A 16,243-nucleotide genomic window follows, 5' to 3' on the forward strand; every position below is an offset into this window, starting at 1 on the left:
AAGTCAGCCCCGACTATGCCGTCGCACGCACTGCACCAACCCGTCCAGTGCCGGGGGATTCACCGGCGCGAGCACACAGACCGTGTGCTCGCGCTTGCCTTCCGCAACTGTCAGGGTGTAATGCACCCGGCCTGGGTTGCCAGGCTCGGGATCGGTGCTTTGCGGCAACTGGAAAAAACCCGACGCTTCAATCAGTTGCCGCAACTCCTGCTGATCAGGCTCGGGCAGCGCGTCCAACTCTACCGTGCGCGGCTTGGCCAACCCCGGAAAAAACGCCGGTCCGCCGCTTTCCTTGATTGAAATTCGCATGGTTTTTCCTCGCCGCTCAGGCGGCTTCGTCAAACGTTTATGCCCACCGCTTTCCAGCCTTCCTTGACTGCCTTTTGCTCAGCTTTGTTCACACCATAAAGCTGGCCGGCAATATCGTGCGTGATACGTGCAAAACGCAAAAAGCCGGAATTGGGCCGCAACCGCGAATCGCGCAGTGCGTCATACCAGATACGCCCGGCACGCTCCCAGGCGAACCCGCCAATCCGGGTGGCCACCTGATAGAACGCGTGGTTGGGAATGCCGGAATTGATATGCACCCCACCATTGTCCTCGTAAGTGTGCACAAAATCATCCATGTGCCCAGGCTGCGGGTCTTTGCCCAGCAGCTTGTCATCAAACGCGGTGCCCGGCGCTTTCATCGAACGCAGAGCGGTGCCTTTGATCTTTTTGGTAAACAGCCCCTTGCCGATCAACCAGTCGGCGTCCTCGGCCTTTTGCTTCAGCGCGTACTGCTTGATCAGCGAACCAAACACATCCGACAGCGACTCGTTCAGCGCACCGGATTGATTAAAATACATCAGCTTGGCTTCATCCTCGGTCACGCCATGGGCCAACTCATGGCCAATGACGTCGAGTGCCACGGTGAAGCGGTTGAACAGCTGCTGGTCGCCATCGCCGAACACCATCTGGGTCGAATTCCAGAACGCATTGTTGTAGTCCTGGCCGAAGTGCACCGTGGCGTCCAGCGCCATGCCCGCATCGTCGATGGAGTTGCGGTCGAAGACCTGGTCGAAAAAATCGAAGGTTGCGCCCAGGCCGTCATAGGCTTCGTCTACTGCGGCATCGCCACTGGCGGGCTGCCCTTCGCCGCGAATCAGCTTGCCGGGCAGGCTGTCGGTGTTTTCGGCACTGTAGATCGAGCGTTGCTTCTCGGCGCCCACGGCCAGTGCCATGCGGGCCGGGCCCTTGGCGGGTACCGCGACCATACGCAACGAGCGGAACGTGCTGTCCTTGGCGCGCGTGCGTAATGCGACCTCCCGTTGGGCTTTATCCCCGTGGCGGGCGATCTGGTCGAGCATGTACGGCGGGATCAGGCAAAAAATCGGGTTGCGCAGTTGGCGAACACACATGAGCTGGCTCCTTTTTGGCGTGTGATGAACGTCCGGGTAACGGTTTTCAGGATAGTCCTGAGTTCGCCACCTGGGCCAAATTGTCATGAGTTTGTGTTTCAGTGGTGTTTATCCGAGGCCCATAAGGAACATGCCCATGCCTGCCCGCACAGCTAACATCGACCTTTCCCATCGCCCAAGGCTCGCCGACCTGCGCCCATTGGTCGCAGCCAGCCCCAGCCTGCTGGAAGCCAGAGCCGCGACGCCGCGTGTCACAGCAGCCAAGGACCTCAAAAACCGCGCGGGCTATGCCGACGACTTCCTCAGCGACTTCGTGGTGCCATGGCCCACGGTTGACCAGCCACTGGCAGGCGACGTGCAACCCAAGCGTCTGGACTACACGCATTTCTCCATCACCCTGTCGCGCTCTCGACGACTGGCGCTGTACGTGGGGGTGAATATCGACGGCGCCAAGCATGTAGACATCACCCGCAGCAACGACACCTGGGCCTACGATGGTCGCCTACCCCTGGAGGCGCAGGTAGGTGAAGAGCTCTATGCCGGCAATGGCCTGGACCGCGGCCACCTGGTACGGCGCCAGGATCCCAATTGGGGCGACGAGGCGACCACCGCCAACTTCGACACCTTTCACTTCACCAACTGCTCGCCACAGATGAGCGGCTTCAACCAGAAGACGTGGCTGGAACTCGAAGACTACATCCTCGACAACACCCAGCGCTGGAAAGCCCGGGCCACGGTATTTACCGGACCAGTGTTCGCCGATGACGACCGACTTTACCGTGGCGTGAAAATCCCCAAGGCGTTCTGGAAAGTGGTGGCCTACCTCAGCGACGAGGGCAAGCCGTCCGCCAGCGCCTACATGATTGACCAGAGCCGCGAACTGGGCCAACTCGACCTGGTATTCGGCCCGCTGCGAACCTACCAGCGCAGTGTGATTGCGATCGAACAATTGACCGGCATCCGCTTCGCCAACCTGGCCGACTACGACGGCTTCAGCAACGAAGAGCGCGCCACAGGCACCCGGATCGAAGCGCTGATCCGCGGCCCCCAGGATATTCGGCTCTGACGCTTCTTTTGTAGCAGCGAGCTTGCTCGCGAAGACCAGGAAAGCGCCGCGGGGCATCAGGTGCCCAGCGTTATCGTTGACGACCTTCGCGAGCAAGCTCGCTCCTACAGGGATGATCGCTTACCATACGGCCGCCGGTTCCCGTATGGGACTAACAGGGAATTCGAAACGCCGCACGCGGCGTGAACCGAAACTGCCCCCGCAACTGTAGATGCCGAGCCTGCCCTTGAATGCCACTGGACCACGTCCGGGAAGGCGGGGCATGGCGACGACGCATCAGTCAGGAGACCTGCCGGCCCAGCTAATTCACTAACCGGCGGGGTGTCCGGGAAGGACATCCTGGCCCTGCGTATCAGCAGCGCCCATGGGCGTATTTCCGAGCCGTACCTCCCCTGCTGCACCTACGGTTCACAAGGAGATCGCCTCATGCTGCCACGCGTTACCGCCCTGATCGCAGGTTTGAGTGTGTGTGCCCTGGCGCAAGCCGCGCCCACTCAGTACCCGCTGACCCTGCAAAACTGCGGCAGCACCCTGACCTTCCAGCACGCCCCCGCCCGCAGCGTGACCATCGGCCAGGCCGCCACCGAGATGCTCTACGCCCTGGGTGTGGGCGACAAGGTGGTCGGCACTTCGCTGTGGTTCAACAACGTGGCGGCGCAGTACAAGGCCCAGGACGATCACATCGAGCGCCTGGCCAACAACGAGCCCAGCTTTGAAGCCGTACTCGCCAAGCGCCCGCAACTGGTGGCCGCCGAGCTGGAATGGGTGGTGGGCCCCCAAGGCGTGGTCGGCACCCGTGAGCAGTTTCATGAACTGAAGATCCCCACCTACCTGTTGCCGTCCGACTGCGAAGGCAAGGACAACCTGGTGGGCGCCGATGGCACGCGATTGGAGCCCTTTCGCATCGAGACGATCTACCAGAGCCTCCAGCAACTGGCGCAGATTTTCGACGTGCAGGATCGCGGCCAACAACTGACCGACGAACTCAAGGCGCGCCTGGCCAAATCCGTCGCCACGGCCCAAGGCAAGGGCTTGCAGCAAGCCAGTGCACTGGTGTGGTTCTCCAGCGCCGAAATGGCCAGCGACCCTTACGTAGCCGGCCACAAAGGCGTGCCGCAATTCATGCTGCAAGCCCTTGGCCTGCGTAACGTGGTGCAGTCCGATGAGGAGTGGCCCGCCGTCGGCTGGGAAACCATCGCCAAGGCCAATCCCACCTTCCTGGTGATCGCACGCATGGATCGCCGTCGCTACCCGGCCGACGACCATGAAAAGAAACTCGCCTTCCTGCGCAGCGACCCCGTGACCCGCAACATGGACGCGGTGAAGAACAACCGCATCATCATCCTCGACGCTCTGGCCTTGCAGGCGAGCCTGCGCACCTTCGAAGGCCTTGAACAACTGGCGGCCGCCATTGACGGCTACCACCTGGGCCAATGATGCGCACCCTACTCGCCCTGGCGTTGCTGCTGCTCGCCCTGCTCGCTGGCGTCGCCATCGGTGAAACCGCTATCGAACCGCAGGTGGTGCTGCAGGTGCTCGCCAATAAACTCTGGGGCGCCGGCTACGTACTGGACCCCATCGACGAAGGCGTGGTGTGGAACTACCGCCTCACCCGTGCATTGCTGGCCGCAGCTTGCGGCGGAGGGTTGGCAACGTGCGGGGTGATCCTGCAATCGCTGCTGCGTAACCCGCTGGCCGACCCGTACCTGCTGGGCATCAGCGCCGGCGCGTCAACCGGCGCGGTGCTCGTGGCCTTGATCGGCGTGGGCGGTGGCCTGGTGTCGTTGTCGGCGGGCGCGTTTGTGGGGGCGATGGCGGCCTTTGCGCTGGTGACGCTGCTGGCGCGGGCCAGCGGATCGTCCAGCGGTACCGGGCAGATCATCCTCGCGGGCATCGCCGGTTCACAGTTGTTCAATGCCCTGACCGCGTTCCTGATCACCAAGTCGGCCAGCTCCGAACAAGCCCGCGGCATTATGTTCTGGCTGCTGGGCAACCTCAGCGGCGTACGCTGGCCGTCGGTGTGGTTGGCGGTGCCGGTGGCGGTCGTGGGGCTCGCGGTGTGCCTGTGGCACCGGCGGGCACTGGATGCGTTCACCTTCGGCAGCGACTCGGCGGCCTCCCTCGGCATCCCGGTGCGCCGCGTGCAATTTGTGCTGGTGGCCTGCGCCGCGCTGGTGACGGCGGTGATGGTGTCCATCGTCGGCTCCATCGGGTTTGTCGGCTTGGTGATTCCCCATGCGGTGCGCCTGTTGCTTGGCACCGGGCATTCGCGCTTGCTGCCGGCCAGCGCCTTGGGGGGCGCGCTGTTTCTGATCGCTGCAGACGTGCTGTCGCGCACCTTGATCAAGGGCCAGGTGATTCCGGTGGGGGTGGTGACCGCATTGGTAGGCGCGCCGGTGTTTGCGCTGATCCTGATTGGCCGGAGGAATGCGCGATGAGCGTGCTCAGTTGCCGCGGCCTGGGCTTCAAAGTGCGTGACGCGCAGTTGCTGCGTGACATTGACCTGGACGTGCAGTTGGGTGAAACCCTCGGTATCGTCGGGCCCAATGGTTCAGGCAAATCCACCCTGCTCAAATTGCTGGCTGGTTTGCGTGTGCCGGCCAGCGGCGAAGTTCGCCTGGGTGGCAAGCGGCTCGGTGAGTTGTCGCGCCGCACCATCGCGCAGCAATTGGCGGTTGTGGAGCAACAGGCCGACACCGACGACGCCATCCGCGTGTTCGACGCCGTGGCCCTGGGTCGCACGCCATGGCTGTCGGCATTGAGCCCCTGGTCGCGTGAAGACGACGCCATCGTGCACCAGGCCCTGCATGACGTAGACGCCACCCACCTGAGCCAACGCGCCTGGCGCAGCCTCTCGGGGGGCGAACGCCAGCGCGTGCACATCGCCCGCGCCCTGGCGCAACGCCCGCAGATTTTATTGCTGGATGAGCCGACCAATCACCTGGATATCCAACATCAACTGGCGATCCTCAAAGGCGTGCAAGGCTTGCCAGTGACCACCTTGATTGCGCTGCATGATTTGAACCAGGCGTTGACCTGTGATCGCCTGGCCGTGCTGGATCGCGGGCAACTGGTGGCGCTGGGCGCGCCGCTGCAAGTGCTGACGCCACAGCGCTTGCAGGAGACCTTCGGCGTGCAGGGGCATTACCTGACGGACCCGTTCGACGGCGCGCAAATCCTGCGCCTGCGCTCCAACTGAATCCGTAGGTTGGGGCAGCTTGCTCTGGTGACGGTCTGACGGCCAACTGTGGTCCAAATGTGGGAGGGGCTTGCCCCCGATGAGGGAGTGTCGGCAAGCCCCCTCCCACATTGGTTCTACAGAGGCCGATGCATGTGGGTGGTTTGCCAGATCGGGTCGGCCTCGACATCCACCACCTCAAACCCCTGCCTGCGCCAGAAATCAATCGCACCGGGCAGAAACGGATGGGTATGCAAGTACATCATCTCTACGCCATCGGCCCGCGCCAGCGCCTCCAGCGAGCGGTATAACCGGCCCGCCAGGCCCAAGCGTCGCGCTGCCGGGAGCACATACAGGCGCACGACTTCCACCGTCTTGCGCCCCTGGTAGTTCAACTGCGGGAAGCGGCCGTCGTAGGGCCGATAAGCCACCGCGGCAACGATCCGGCCTTCGGCACGAGCAATCAAAAACCGCCCGCCCCCCTCAAGGTAGATCGCTTCAAACTGCGCCAGATCGTGGGGGACGCCGGTGGCACTGAGCGTGGGAAACAGTTCATCCCGCGCCAGCAAAGCGAAGCTCAGCACCTGGGGAATGTCAGCGGCCTGCACCGCCTCGATACTAACGCTCATCGCCAAGGATGCGGCTCGTTATCCACTGGCGAGCGTAAGCCAACACGCGATCGGCCATCGCCACCGGAAAGTGAATAAACCCGTGGGCCGCTTCTGGCAGCAAATGAGCCTCCACCGTTGGCCATCGCTCGGCAATCAGCAGAGTGTCATCCTTGAGCGGGTCCAGTTCACCCACAAACATCAACGCGGGCGGCAGCCCTTCAAAGTCCCCATACAAGGGCGACAACGGTGGCTGACGGCGCGTCTCGTCGCTGATCCCCGGCGTCAGCAGGCGCAGCGCCTGGACCATGCCCGGCCCGTCCAGCAACAAGGTGTCCGGCCCGGCCGTGCGCACACTGGGCGTGCCGGTCAAATCGTAGACGCCGTAATACAACACCGCGCCGCTCACCCGCTGGAGCAACTCGGGCCATTGCTTGAGCGCCAACAAAGTGGCCGCCGCCAGGTGCCCGCCGGCCGATTCACCGACAAAAAACACCGGCAGGCCGGCAAACTCCGGGCAGTCCGCCAAAAGCCAGCGCGCAGCCGTCAGGCAGTCATCCAACAGCCCTTCAATTGGCGTATCCACCGCCAGTCGGTAATCCACCGACACTACCGCCACGTCGCACGCATTCACCATGCCGAGGTTAAGGCCGTCATCCATTTGCGCATTGCCGATCACCCAGCCACCGCCGTGGATATCCAGCACCACGCCTTTGGGCGGGCCAGCGGGCCGCAGGATGCGCAAGGGGATCGCCCCGAGCATTTTGCGTTCCGCCAGGGGCGCCTTCTTGAAGGTCTGGCTGGCACGCAACAGCGCCTGGATCAGACGCGGCATCACGCGGTTGCGGACCTTGAAGCGCGGCATCCACGCCAGTTTGCGATTGAAGCGGCGCATCTGGGCCAGTTCGGGCTCGCTGGCAGGCCAATGCTGGTAGGCCATCAGCGGTTATTACGCAGGATCGAGAAGTTCAACGCCGCGGCCACGCACAGCCACACCAGATACGGAAACAGGATCAGGCCGGTAATCAAATCCAGGCGCACGGCCAGCAGCACCATCGCTGCCACGGTGAGCCACAAGAGCACGATAATCACCATCCCGGCGAACAACCGATGGGCACCAAAGAACACCGGCGTCCACAGGGTGTTCAACGCAATTTGCGCCGCCCACAGGGCCAACACCATTTCGCTGCCGGGGATCAGGGTCAAGCGGTAACCGGCCCAGGCCAGCAGCAGGTAGATGATCGTCCAGGCCACTGGGAACAGCCAATTGGGTGGGGTGAAACTGGGCTTGACCAGGGATTCGTACCAGGCGCCGGGTTTGAAGATCACGCCAGTGCTGGCGGCGGCGGCGCAGGCAAGCAGGAAGATGAAAAAGGTCATGATCGGTCCTTGAGGTCCAGTGGATGGAAAACAGTACACTGCTTTTAAGTGACTCAAGCAACCGCGGATAAATTCAATGGGGGCGGCAAAATACCCGCGCTTCTACGCGTCATGAAAATTGGTTATGGTCGGCAACATCCAGCACCGTTGCCCGAGACATCCCCTTGCCCCAGCTTGCCGATCACCGCAGCCGCCCCTGGTCAGTGTTCCTGATCTTCCTGCGCCTGGGCCTCACCTCTTTCGGCGGGCCGATTGCGCACCTGGGCTATTTTCGCCAAGAGTTCGTCACCCGCCGCCGCTGGCTCAGCGAGCGCAGCTATGCCGAACTGGTCGCCCTGTGCCAGTTCCTCCCCGGCCCGGCCAGCAGCCAGGTCGGTATCGCGTTGGGCCTGTCCCAAGCAGGTTACCGGGGCGCGACGGCAGCCTGGGCCGGGTTCACCTTGCCGTCGGCCATCGCCCTGATTCTGTTTGCCCTGGGGCTGGCCCACTACGGCGGCGCCCTCCCCCATGGCGCGCTGCACGGCCTCAAGGTTGTCGCCGTGGCGGTGGTGGCCCAGGCCGTATGGGGCATGGCACGCAACCTGTGCCGAGGCGTTTTACGGGTGGCGTTGATGTTGATCGCCGCCTGCGTGGTGCTGCTGCAACCCTCCGCCTGGGCTCAAGTCGGGGTCATGGTGGTTGCAGGCGTGGCCGGCCTGTTGCTGCTCAAGCCCGAGAACAGCAACGAGCCCGACGCCCTGCCCATCGCCATCAGCCGCCGCGCCGGAGCCCTGTGGTTGATGCTGTTTTTGCTGTTGCTGGTGGCCTTGCCACTCCTCGCCGCATGGGCGCTCAACCCCACGCTGGCGCTGGTGGACGCCTTCTACCGCACCGGCGCGCTGGTATTCGGCGGCGGCCACGTGGTGTTGCCATTGCTGCAAGCCGAAGTGGTGCCCAGCCAATGGGTCAGCAACGATGTATTCCTCGCCGGCTACGGCGCCACTCAAGCTGTGCCCGGCCCACTATTCACCTTCGCCGCCTTCCTCGGCGCCTCCATGACCCACGCCCCGAGCGGTTGGCTTGGCGGGGTGATCGCGCTGCTGGCGATCTTCGTCCCGTCGTTCCTGCTGATCTTCGGTGCCTTGCCCTTCTGGGCCAACCTGCGCAAAAGCCCGCGCACCCAAGCCGCGCTCGCCGGGGTGAACGCGGCGGTGGTTGGCCTGTTGTTGGCGGCGCTGTACCAGCCGGTGTGGACCAGTGCGGTTTTCACTGGCTATGACGCCGCACTGGCGTTGCTCGCACTGATCGCGCTGACGGTGTGGAAGCTGCCGCCATGGTTGGTGGTGTTAGGTTGCGGCGTACTCGGGGGGTTACTGGATTTGTGAGCGGGGGCTCAGCCCGGCTCGACAATCTTGAGCCACGGCCAACGCGCCTGATAACTCCTGGCCTTGTGCAAAAACAGCGCCGGCTCCGGATGCAAAGGGTTGATGCGCAAGACACCCTGCTCCACATCCTCCAAGCCATAAGGCGCATACACCTCGCCCGAGGCAATATCCAGCGCAATGCACGTACCCGCCACCAGGTAACGGTCAACCCCTTGCCGGGCCGAATGCAACTGCGGGTAAGGCCGGCCAAACCGCTGCCCATACCAAAGGTGCACCCGCGCCTGATTCCTGACCTCCACATTCACCCCCAGGTCTTGGAATAGCACCTGCGCCGCACGAATTACCGCGTCTTCCGCCTCGTAGGACAGGTCCTCGTCAAAGTAAAAAACGTCATAGTCCTTCACGCCCTGAGCCGCCGGCAGATTCGTCTGATGGTTCCACACCGCCTGGAACAAACAGCCCGCCGTGAGCAAGCACTGCTGCACACCAAGCTCCGGCAGGCGCGCGGTGATGTGCGCATTGATAGGGTTGGCCATGGCCAATTCGAGCAAGGTGTCGACAGTCAATGTCATGTTCAGTCCTCCATCGTCAGCGCCAACCATAACACCTGAATATGGCACTCCTGTAGGAGCAAGCTTGCCCGCCAAGCGCCCTGCCTCGGCTGATGACTATCCCTTCACTCAATAGCTCGCCCACTCGCCGCGTCTTCCTAATCCGCGTAAAACGACTCGGCGAGTTGGATGTTGATGAAGTGGGGCGGGGGGTTACCGTGCGGTTGCCGGCAGCTCCTGGCACCACTTGATAGAACGCAGCGCTTCCTCGGCAGGCACAAGCGCGTAGCGCGAGTAAAACATTGTTCCGCTGAAACGACGGCCGTCGACTTCGCCCAAGGTCTGCCCATCCTTGTAGTCAGAGGTGCTGAGTTGATCGGCGATGTAATACACCTTGCCATTCTCGACGGTGATATCGAAACGCTGGTTAACCATACCGCTGATGATCGGTGGCGAGGTGGAGGCAACGCTGTGCTTGCCGGCGGGAATGCCGGCCTTGAAAAAACTACCGGAAGGCAAGCTGCCGACGGTGCGGCCATCGACCTGAATAGTCGGGGCGACCCCGCCACCGATGCTCGCCGCCGTGCGATAAAAGTAAACCGTGGCCTCATCCGCACGAGGTTCAGCCGGTGACGTGAAGAACGGTTGGCCTTTGAGGTCCGGACCGCTGATGCAACCGGTCAGTGAGGCCAGGGCTGCGAACAGGCCGACCCAGAGTAGCGTAGAGCGCTTCATGCATGAATTCCTTGAACGGGGATCAGTGGGCGTCGGGGTCGATGACTGTCACCGGTACCGACTTCAAATCGTGCACAACCCTTTACCGAAGTCAGTGGCATCAGAACTCGGCCAAGGCACAAAACCGCTCTTCGGCGTCAGATTCACGATGTTCCGGTCCTTGAGCATCGGGTACTTGCGCTTGAGCGCCTGCACCGTGTCATCGGCATTGTTCACGTTTGACAGGCAAAAGCGCAGGGCATCGACGCGCAGATCACCGATATAGAGAGTTTCCCCGGCCTTCACCGAGAAAACCGCAGGCACCGGGCGCGGCATCGACTTACCCGCGTAATACACGTAATGCCACTGCGTGTACTCATACTCACCCGGTGGCACTTCATACATGAAGTAATGGCCCAGCACAGAGGGGGATGGCTGATCATCTTCATTGCCCAGCGTCGTCAGCCGTAATACGGTGCCCGGGGCTCCCTGTTGCTTGATCTCAACCACCAGCCCATGGGGCTGCATCATCGGAAAGCTCTCACCAACCGAACCCACGATGATCGCCTTACTTGGGTCCGGTGCGTGCTTGCCGTCGTAGCGTGACGTAGCGCACCCGGACAAAAGGGTCGCGCAAAGTGCGACTGCGCCCCAGACAAGATGTTTACTGCTGACTTTCCCTAGCATTGGTTTTTTCCGATCAATAATCTTGCAGTTTGTAGAGCCCACCCGAACGAACCAAAAGTTCGCACATCTGGTGCTTCGTTGCTGGCTCGTCGGCCTCTATTGTCCAGCTACCCGCACCCTGATAACAACCCACTCCTGTAGGAGCGAGCTTGCTCGCGAAAAACCCAAACGATCACGCAGCGCCTGAAGGCAAAATCCGATTCCCCTGCCGCACCTTGCTCCATTGCCTACGCCTGCGTCAGAATCCGCCGGCTTGTGCGCTGAGGTGGCCGTCTCTAAGGTGGCTCGGTCGCTGAATTGTTCAGTGATCGGGTTTAGTAGCCCACCTCAGACCTAACAAGTGCACACGCTTCATCCATCAGACGCTCCCGTCTGTGCTTGATGGTGGCTGTGCGTAGGGCGTCCTCGGACGCGCCGGTTTTGTTAGGTTCCACCGGTCTACTAACCTGCGTACAGCTACCGCCCTTATTGTTTAGTAGCGATGGGGAAGTGGCCCAAGCAAGGAACTTAACCATGGTTAACGATTCAACCACCCTCTTCACCGTCGCCCCAAACGCCAGCAACGAAACCCTCATCACCAACAGCTACGAAACCTTCACCAGCGTCAGCACCCTGCTGCTCGAACTGTCCGAAGACCTCAACGGAAAACACCGCGACATCGCCCTGGCCATCCACCAACTGAGCGAACTGGGTGTACTCCTCACCGCCAGACTCCTCGACCGCGAAGCGCCCTGCCCTGGCTGATGATCAGCTCTTCAACTCATTAGGTCGATGACTCGTCGGGTCGTTGTAAGCCACGTACAACGACTCGGCGGTTTGGCACTTGATGGCTTTGGTGGATTCAGACTCGGCACAAAGCCATCTGCGATGACGAGAGCGGCGACTGCTTTCGGCCAAAATCAGATTATGGACACGCCGCTTATCCGACGGTAATGTGCAACACGCGTCATGTCGTTTTGCCATAAAATCTCCTGGCGCCTTTTCAGGAGCATTACTTAAGCTGAGCAGGGAGTTACGCATGAGCAAGGGACGTTATCAAATACAAATGGCGGACAAAGTACGCCACATATGCCGTCTACTCATAGTTATGAGTAAATAATAATTATGGAAGTCATAACTCTCAAGAGCTGGGATGAGTACGACAAAGCCGTCTCACGAAAGCATTATAGAAAATGGATTTATCGCGGCCAAATAGATGCCTCTTGGAAGCTGGAAAGTTCCTTACACCGCGCATTTGAAGAATGCTCAAACGATTCATAAGGCATATACAAGAATAGAAAAGCGCATAAACAGAGTGGAGCATGAGCGAGTAATGATCGATCGCTTTATATGCCACGCACATATTTATCTATCATCATTACCCAAAGAAGGTGATCCTTTAAGTTGGTTATCGTTAATGCAGCACCATGGAGCACCAACTAGGCTGCTCGATTTTACGTTCTCTCCATACATTGCGTTATTTTTTGCTCTTGAGGCAGGTGAAGGAAGCGCTGCAATTTACTGTCTAAATCATCATGCTATAAAAAATGATGACGACGAATATTTTGGCAAAAACCGTCTTGAAGTTTACTCAAGAATACTCGAAGGTGATAAAGCATCTGATGACCCATGTCTGTTCGCCTTTGAACCGACATTTTCTAATCATCGCCTGCTTTCTCAGCAAGGATTGTTTGTGGCTACAAACACATTGAAGCTTTCGCATGAAGAAATAGTTAAAGACTATCAGATAGGCAACTCTGACATCGTCAAGTACGTAATCCCAAAAAAATTACGCTATAGCGGTTTAAAAAAGCTAAACCAAATGAACATCAATGCAGCCAACATTTATCCAGGTCTTGATGGCTTCTGCAAAACAATGTGTAGGCAGCCGGTATTTGGCTTAGAGTGGCAGCGAAGAGTTGGTAATTAGTCGAAAAGGGAACAAAGTTGTTTTCCTAGAGGGGAATCCGCCCCTTTTCTACGTCGAACGCCGGACGTCAAAAAGGTGCGTTTTTGTTTACCTGTTAGCTTCACATTAGCAGTCAGCCTGAGTCGAGCTTAAGGAAATCATATGAGAAAACCTAGAATATTTATAGCTTCAGCGGTAGAAAGCTTGGATGTGGCTGATGCATTCAACGTAAACCTAGATCATCAGGCTGAGGTAACGGTTTGGAAACATGGGTTTAGCCTTTCTCAGAACACGATTGACTCTCTGGTGAAAATGGCAGAATCAGTGGACTTCGCAATCTTCGTTTTCACACCAGATGATATTGCGAAAATCAGAGACCAGCAAAAACACATTGTCCGAGATAATGTGCTTTTTGAGCTTGGCCTATTTGTCGGTACTTTAGGTAAAGAGCGATGCTTCATCGTTAAACCCCGAGACACCGAGCTGCATTTTCCGACTGACCTTCTGGGCCTTACACCCGCAGATTACAACGGTGAAAGGTCTGATGGAAATTTAGAAGCCGCTGTAAATCATCCATGTGCACTAATCAAGAAGGAAGTAGCAAATCTAGGCTTGCTGTCACAGGATCTAAATATTGAAACAAAACCCCGCAGGAAGGCCGGATACAATTACAAACTTGGTGACGTTGAACATCGCCTTTTGGCAAAAGTTCTTGAAAGCTACGCTAGCTCACCGGATGGCGTATCTGTATGGAGTACATTTAACGATTTGAAAGGGGTTGAACAAGGGATACTGAGTTTAGCGGCGATTAAACTAGAAAGGGGTGGATTCCTAGATAAAAGTATCGCTATAAATCACGATTATAATGGCTCTGAATATTATGCATTCTCAATAACTGCCGACGGAATAGATTACCTGTTGGAAAATGAGGAGTTGCTTCATAAAGCAAATAAAAAAGTGGATTCCGTTGATTTCGATAGAGATATCCCCTTCTAGATTTTCGCAAAAAACGCGAAAAGGCGACGGATTTATCTCTAGAGAAAAATTCGTCTCCTTTTTCGTTGACTGTCAAACTTGCTCTAAAACGCTCTCACACAACCTCGGCCAACAGCAGCCATTCGGAAGCGCCTAAAAATCAGATTCGATTCAGCACCCAAAAGTAGCCAGGCCGAGAAACAGCATCAAACCGCGATTGCTTCTTGCAGCTTGAATTCAAGAAACATCCATTTTATTGACGAGTTCGATCCGTGAAAATGCAAGCTTCTGCATTTCTCTACGACGTCGAAAATCTCTAGCATCAGATGCAAAATCTATAACAGTTCGTACAACTGCTTCCTGCGGGTCTTTATCTAGCATTCGTCCAACCCAGTCTCTCCAAGGAACAATCAAATGCTCAACGGAAACTTGCTCATATGGATCTCGTGCCGCTGCGATTATATAACCGACAACCACAGCCATTGAATGGTCAAAGACTACATTCCCGATTGGGCCACCCAGGATAAACTCGGCCACTTCATTTGCGCATGAAGCATTTGCCGTATATCTATGGTAGAGGTCCGAATTTTCTTGGCGCAATACCATTAGAGGAATTAGCAAAGGAATATCTAAGAAATGATCTTTTGGAATGCTGCGCAGCATCAATCTTAACCTAACAACAAGCTGATCAATATCTCGAAGAGTAAACTTAAATCGTATTGCTAAAAAACTTAGTACTTTCGCCCCATACTCATAATCATCCCGTTCTGAATGTCGCGACTTGAAGTATTCCAATATGTCAGGCTGCCTAATTCGAGCATTAATGTACACTCCCACATCCACTAAATTTAGATGGTAATCCAAATCGATAAACCTTCTCAAATAATGAGAACCATCGAATGCTGAGCCATAAACCCCCTGAAAACTCTTACTAAGCTGGTCACGATTTATCGCAAGAACAAAGACCAAGCGATCCACGTCGAACAAATGCTTTATTCGTTCCAAAACCTCGATTGCGTAAGTTGGTTTGCATCTATCCAGCTCATCAACAAAAAGAATTAGATTTTCTTGTCCTTCTGGCAATGCGTCGAGAGCCTTACTCAACTGAACCTTAAAACGCTCTAAGGATTTCTGTTTGATATTAAAGCTATCTACTAGACTACCAACAGAGCCACCGGCCAGCTCGGAAGCGAGTTTTTCGTATTCCTTATCTAGATCTAGAGCACCAAAGGTGGCAGCCTTTGCGGCAGCAACTGCGGTGGATTTGATAATGCTTGGCGCATATGTTTTTGCTTTCTCCCACGCATTTCTGACGGCAGGCGTATTACTCTGGTCACTAAGCCAGCGATCCAGTACAGATAACATCGGCAGCAAGGGATCCTCAGCGAAATCGCTTTCCCAAGCATTGAGATATAGGCTGACTTTATTTTCGTAACTCAAGTAACACTGCCAAAGCCGAAAAAAAGTAGTTTTTCCTCCCCCCCACGGGGCATCTATAGCGAAAACCAATGGAGACTGCGCATTCAGCAAAACTGGCGACAGATTCTCAATCTCTGCATGCCGCCCTAGTAAGTCTTGAGGACAAGGCCAAACGTTTGTATCGAATTGGAGACTTTTGAAGCGTAGCTGGATTGATTTTCTCTCAAAAGAAGTCGTAGCGTCCGTAGTCATAAGGTTTCTCCTATTTTAGATTTGTGTTGGCGATGACCAAATGCTCCCCTTTTCCACTATGAGCTTTTTTGGTCAATTGTAACTCGTAACGGTACATCTTCTCTCAGTCATAAGGATCGTGGGGACTATTATTTACTGGCCTACATCCTGAAAGCGGGCCAACCCATACCGCTTACGTGGCTTATCAACGAAAAGGTTCTGGAAGAAGTAGGGTGTGGTTGGGGAGACGAATCTGAGCCTGCTGGTTATCACATTGGATCGATTGCGAATTATTTAGCCACGGTGACTGGAGCGCTTTAATAGGCGAATATTTAAGGGCCGGTCGAGGCAGTCAAGAAGATTAAGTGAACTATTCTGCAGTTCTCTTAGCTGGCTATCTCCGTGGCTTTTGCAAGGTTAGCCTCGGAGATTGAAGCTCACAATCCCTGACCTAGCGATCCATCGCGAGTGACTGCTAGCCGATAGGGACCGCTCACGGACGTCCGCCTCCGGCTATAAGCGCATATTCTTACACCTGCATGAGGGCTGCGTACATAAGTGCTCGCATTATCGACGCAGCGCAGAGCAATGGCCCCGTCAGCGGTCCGGCTTGTGGCCTCTCATCCTTCTGTCCGGTGACGACCCAGCTAGATATCATACTGACTTAAAGGTAAGATGGATTAGTTTGAGCACGTGCCTGTCTTCTACATAATGTTGCACATTGGCTATTGGTATGTCGTGGTTGACCCGATTACCGTATATAACCAATCAATATGATACGT

General features: G+C 57.1%; 17 protein-coding genes and 1 riboswitch. Of the genes, 8 read left to right on the top strand and 9 right to left on the bottom strand.

What is annotated here, in order from left to right:
• Nucleotides 1-3: 3 nt before the first annotated feature.
• Together AB9N64_RS08175 and AB9N64_RS08180 are read right to left on the bottom strand one after the other, a co-directional pair.
• Nucleotides 4-309 (bottom strand): protealysin inhibitor emfourin, encoded by a 306-nt coding sequence (locus AB9N64_RS08175; RefSeq protein WP_003192587.1) that lies wholly within the window; start codon nucleotides 307-309, stop codon nucleotides 4-6.
• A gap of 29 nt (nucleotides 310-338) precedes the next feature.
• Nucleotides 339-1,400 carry a M4 family metallopeptidase gene (locus tag AB9N64_RS08180; RefSeq protein ID WP_014719172.1) on the bottom strand — a complete coding sequence of 354 codons (1,062 nt, stop codon included), beginning with the start codon at nucleotides 1,398-1,400 and terminating at the stop codon, nucleotides 339-341.
• Between the two features lie 136 nt (nucleotides 1,401-1,536).
• Between AB9N64_RS08180 and AB9N64_RS08185 the strand changes: the two genes are divergently transcribed.
• The 4 genes from AB9N64_RS08185 to AB9N64_RS08200 all read left to right on the top strand — a co-directional run bounded on the left by AB9N64_RS08185 (nucleotide 1,537) and on the right by AB9N64_RS08200 (nucleotide 5,665).
• Nucleotides 1,537-2,466, top strand: a complete 930-nt coding sequence (locus AB9N64_RS08185) for a DNA/RNA non-specific endonuclease (RefSeq protein ID WP_073842545.1) — start codon at nucleotides 1,537-1,539, stop codon at nucleotides 2,464-2,466.
• Between the two features lie 118 nt (nucleotides 2,467-2,584).
• A riboswitch (cobalamin riboswitch) is annotated at nucleotides 2,585-2,778 on the top strand.
• A 114-nt stretch (nucleotides 2,779-2,892) separates the two neighbouring features.
• Nucleotides 2,893-3,903, top strand: coding sequence for an ABC transporter substrate-binding protein (locus AB9N64_RS08190; RefSeq protein WP_038450897.1), 1,011 nt, complete (start codon nucleotides 2,893-2,895; stop codon nucleotides 3,901-3,903).
• The gene (locus AB9N64_RS08195; RefSeq protein WP_371360156.1) at nucleotides 3,900-4,904 is read left to right on the top strand and encodes a FecCD family ABC transporter permease; all 1,005 of its coding nucleotides are present in this window, start codon (nucleotides 3,900-3,902) and stop codon (nucleotides 4,902-4,904) included. The genes AB9N64_RS08190 and AB9N64_RS08195 overlap by 4 nt, the downstream gene beginning before the upstream one ends.
• A complete protein-coding gene (locus tag AB9N64_RS08200) occupies nucleotides 4,901-5,665 on the top strand; it encodes an ABC transporter ATP-binding protein (protein WP_014719176.1) in 765 nt (254 codons plus the stop codon). Before AB9N64_RS08195 ends, AB9N64_RS08200 begins: the two co-directional genes overlap by 4 nt.
• Before the next feature lie 116 nt (nucleotides 5,666-5,781).
• Here AB9N64_RS08200 and AB9N64_RS08205 read toward each other — a convergent pair whose 3' ends face one another.
• The 3 genes from AB9N64_RS08205 to AB9N64_RS08215 are packed head-to-tail and all read right to left on the bottom strand — an operon-like array spanning nucleotide 5,782 to nucleotide 7,632.
• A complete protein-coding gene (locus tag AB9N64_RS08205) occupies nucleotides 5,782-6,273 on the bottom strand; it encodes a GNAT family N-acetyltransferase (RefSeq protein WP_020302467.1) in 492 nt (163 codons plus the stop codon).
• Nucleotides 6,263-7,192 (bottom strand): alpha/beta hydrolase, encoded by a 930-nt coding sequence (locus tag AB9N64_RS08210; RefSeq protein WP_038450902.1) that lies wholly within the window; start codon nucleotides 7,190-7,192, stop codon nucleotides 6,263-6,265. The genes AB9N64_RS08205 and AB9N64_RS08210 overlap by 11 nt, the downstream gene beginning before the upstream one ends.
• Nucleotides 7,192-7,632: a TspO/MBR family protein gene (locus AB9N64_RS08215; protein WP_014719179.1), complete on the bottom strand. Its 441-nt coding sequence runs from the start codon at nucleotides 7,630-7,632 to the stop codon at nucleotides 7,192-7,194. Before AB9N64_RS08215 ends, AB9N64_RS08210 begins: the two co-directional genes overlap by 1 nt.
• 164 nt (nucleotides 7,633-7,796) lie before the next feature.
• On the opposite strand from AB9N64_RS08215, the gene chrA reads away from it, so the two are divergent.
• A complete protein-coding gene (gene chrA, locus AB9N64_RS08220; RefSeq protein WP_371360157.1) occupies nucleotides 7,797-8,996 on the top strand; it encodes a chromate efflux transporter in 1,200 nt (399 codons plus the stop codon).
• An 8-nt stretch (nucleotides 8,997-9,004) separates the two neighbouring features.
• Here the strand turns inward: chrA and AB9N64_RS08225 are convergent, their stop codons facing one another.
• The 3 genes from AB9N64_RS08225 to AB9N64_RS08235 form a co-directional block, all read right to left on the bottom strand.
• Nucleotides 9,005-9,568 carry a nucleotidyltransferase family protein gene (locus AB9N64_RS08225; RefSeq protein WP_032903824.1) on the bottom strand — a complete coding sequence of 188 codons (564 nt, stop codon included), beginning with the start codon at nucleotides 9,566-9,568 and terminating at the stop codon, nucleotides 9,005-9,007.
• Between the two features lie 192 nt (nucleotides 9,569-9,760).
• Nucleotides 9,761-10,282: a DUF2846 domain-containing protein gene (locus AB9N64_RS08230; RefSeq protein WP_058410026.1), complete on the bottom strand. Its 522-nt coding sequence runs from the start codon at nucleotides 10,280-10,282 to the stop codon at nucleotides 9,761-9,763.
• Between the two features lie 63 nt (nucleotides 10,283-10,345).
• Nucleotides 10,346-10,948, bottom strand: a complete 603-nt coding sequence (locus AB9N64_RS08235) for a hypothetical protein (protein WP_371360158.1) — start codon at nucleotides 10,946-10,948, stop codon at nucleotides 10,346-10,348.
• A gap of 513 nt (nucleotides 10,949-11,461) precedes the next feature.
• On the opposite strand from AB9N64_RS08235, the gene AB9N64_RS08240 reads away from it, so the two are divergent.
• The 3 genes from AB9N64_RS08240 (at nucleotide 11,462) to AB9N64_RS08250 (ending at nucleotide 13,832) form a co-directional block, all read left to right on the top strand.
• Nucleotides 11,462-11,692, top strand: coding sequence for a DUF6124 family protein (locus AB9N64_RS08240; RefSeq protein WP_371360159.1), 231 nt, complete (start codon nucleotides 11,462-11,464; stop codon nucleotides 11,690-11,692).
• Nucleotides 11,693-12,260: 568 nt separating this feature from the next.
• Nucleotides 12,261-12,857, top strand: coding sequence for an FRG domain-containing protein (locus AB9N64_RS08245; protein ID WP_371360160.1), 597 nt, complete (start codon nucleotides 12,261-12,263; stop codon nucleotides 12,855-12,857).
• Nucleotides 12,858-12,998: 141 nt separating this feature from the next.
• On the top strand, nucleotides 12,999-13,832 hold the full coding sequence (locus tag AB9N64_RS08250) for a TIR domain-containing protein (RefSeq protein WP_371360161.1): 834 nt from the start codon (nucleotides 12,999-13,001) through the stop codon (nucleotides 13,830-13,832).
• A 216-nt stretch (nucleotides 13,833-14,048) separates the two neighbouring features.
• Here AB9N64_RS08250 and AB9N64_RS08255 read toward each other — a convergent pair whose 3' ends face one another.
• On the bottom strand, nucleotides 14,049-15,482 hold the full coding sequence (locus AB9N64_RS08255) for a P-loop NTPase fold protein (protein WP_371360162.1): 1,434 nt from the start codon (nucleotides 15,480-15,482) through the stop codon (nucleotides 14,049-14,051).
• Nucleotides 15,483-16,243 lie beyond the last annotated feature (761 nt).

Source organism: Pseudomonas sp. KT_2_4, from assembly GCF_041410225.1.
Classification (GTDB): domain Bacteria; phylum Pseudomonadota; class Gammaproteobacteria; order Pseudomonadales; family Pseudomonadaceae; genus Aquipseudomonas; species Aquipseudomonas paracarnis.

What these genes read in the sequence shown, in the direction of transcription:
- AB9N64_RS08200 (WP_014719176.1), top strand. Translation starts at nt 4,901, where the DNA reads ATGAGCGTGCTCAGTTGCCGCGGCCTGGGCTTCAAAGTGCGTGACGCG.
- AB9N64_RS08225 (WP_032903824.1), bottom strand. Translation starts at nt 9,568, where the DNA reads ATGACATTGACTGTCGACACCTTGCTCGAATTGGCCATGGCCAACCCT.
- AB9N64_RS08240 (WP_371360159.1), top strand. Translation starts at nt 11,462, where the DNA reads ATGGTTAACGATTCAACCACCCTCTTCACCGTCGCCCCAAACGCCAGC.
- AB9N64_RS08180 (WP_014719172.1), bottom strand. Translation starts at nt 1,400, where the DNA reads ATGTGTGTTCGCCAACTGCGCAACCCGATTTTTTGCCTGATCCCGCCG.
- AB9N64_RS08175 (WP_003192587.1), bottom strand. Translation starts at nt 309, where the DNA reads ATGCGAATTTCAATCAAGGAAAGCGGCGGACCGGCGTTTTTTCCGGGG.
- AB9N64_RS08250 (WP_371360161.1), top strand. Translation starts at nt 12,999, where the DNA reads ATGAGAAAACCTAGAATATTTATAGCTTCAGCGGTAGAAAGCTTGGAT.
- AB9N64_RS08185 (WP_073842545.1), top strand. Translation starts at nt 1,537, where the DNA reads ATGCCTGCCCGCACAGCTAACATCGACCTTTCCCATCGCCCAAGGCTC.
- AB9N64_RS08230 (WP_058410026.1), bottom strand. Translation starts at nt 10,282, where the DNA reads ATGAAGCGCTCTACGCTACTCTGGGTCGGCCTGTTCGCAGCCCTGGCC.
- AB9N64_RS08215 (WP_014719179.1), bottom strand. Translation starts at nt 7,632, where the DNA reads ATGACCTTTTTCATCTTCCTGCTTGCCTGCGCCGCCGCCGCCAGCACT.
- AB9N64_RS08235 (WP_371360158.1), bottom strand. Translation starts at nt 10,948, where the DNA reads ATGCTAGGGAAAGTCAGCAGTAAACATCTTGTCTGGGGCGCAGTCGCA.
- AB9N64_RS08245 (WP_371360160.1), top strand. Translation starts at nt 12,261, where the DNA reads ATGATCGATCGCTTTATATGCCACGCACATATTTATCTATCATCATTA.
- AB9N64_RS08255 (WP_371360162.1), bottom strand. Translation starts at nt 15,482, where the DNA reads ATGACTACGGACGCTACGACTTCTTTTGAGAGAAAATCAATCCAGCTA.
- AB9N64_RS08210 (WP_038450902.1), bottom strand. Translation starts at nt 7,192, where the DNA reads ATGGCCTACCAGCATTGGCCTGCCAGCGAGCCCGAACTGGCCCAGATG.
- AB9N64_RS08205 (WP_020302467.1), bottom strand. Translation starts at nt 6,273, where the DNA reads ATGAGCGTTAGTATCGAGGCGGTGCAGGCCGCTGACATTCCCCAGGTG.
- AB9N64_RS08190 (WP_038450897.1), top strand. Translation starts at nt 2,893, where the DNA reads ATGCTGCCACGCGTTACCGCCCTGATCGCAGGTTTGAGTGTGTGTGCC.
- AB9N64_RS08195 (WP_371360156.1), top strand. Translation starts at nt 3,900, where the DNA reads ATGATGCGCACCCTACTCGCCCTGGCGTTGCTGCTGCTCGCCCTGCTC.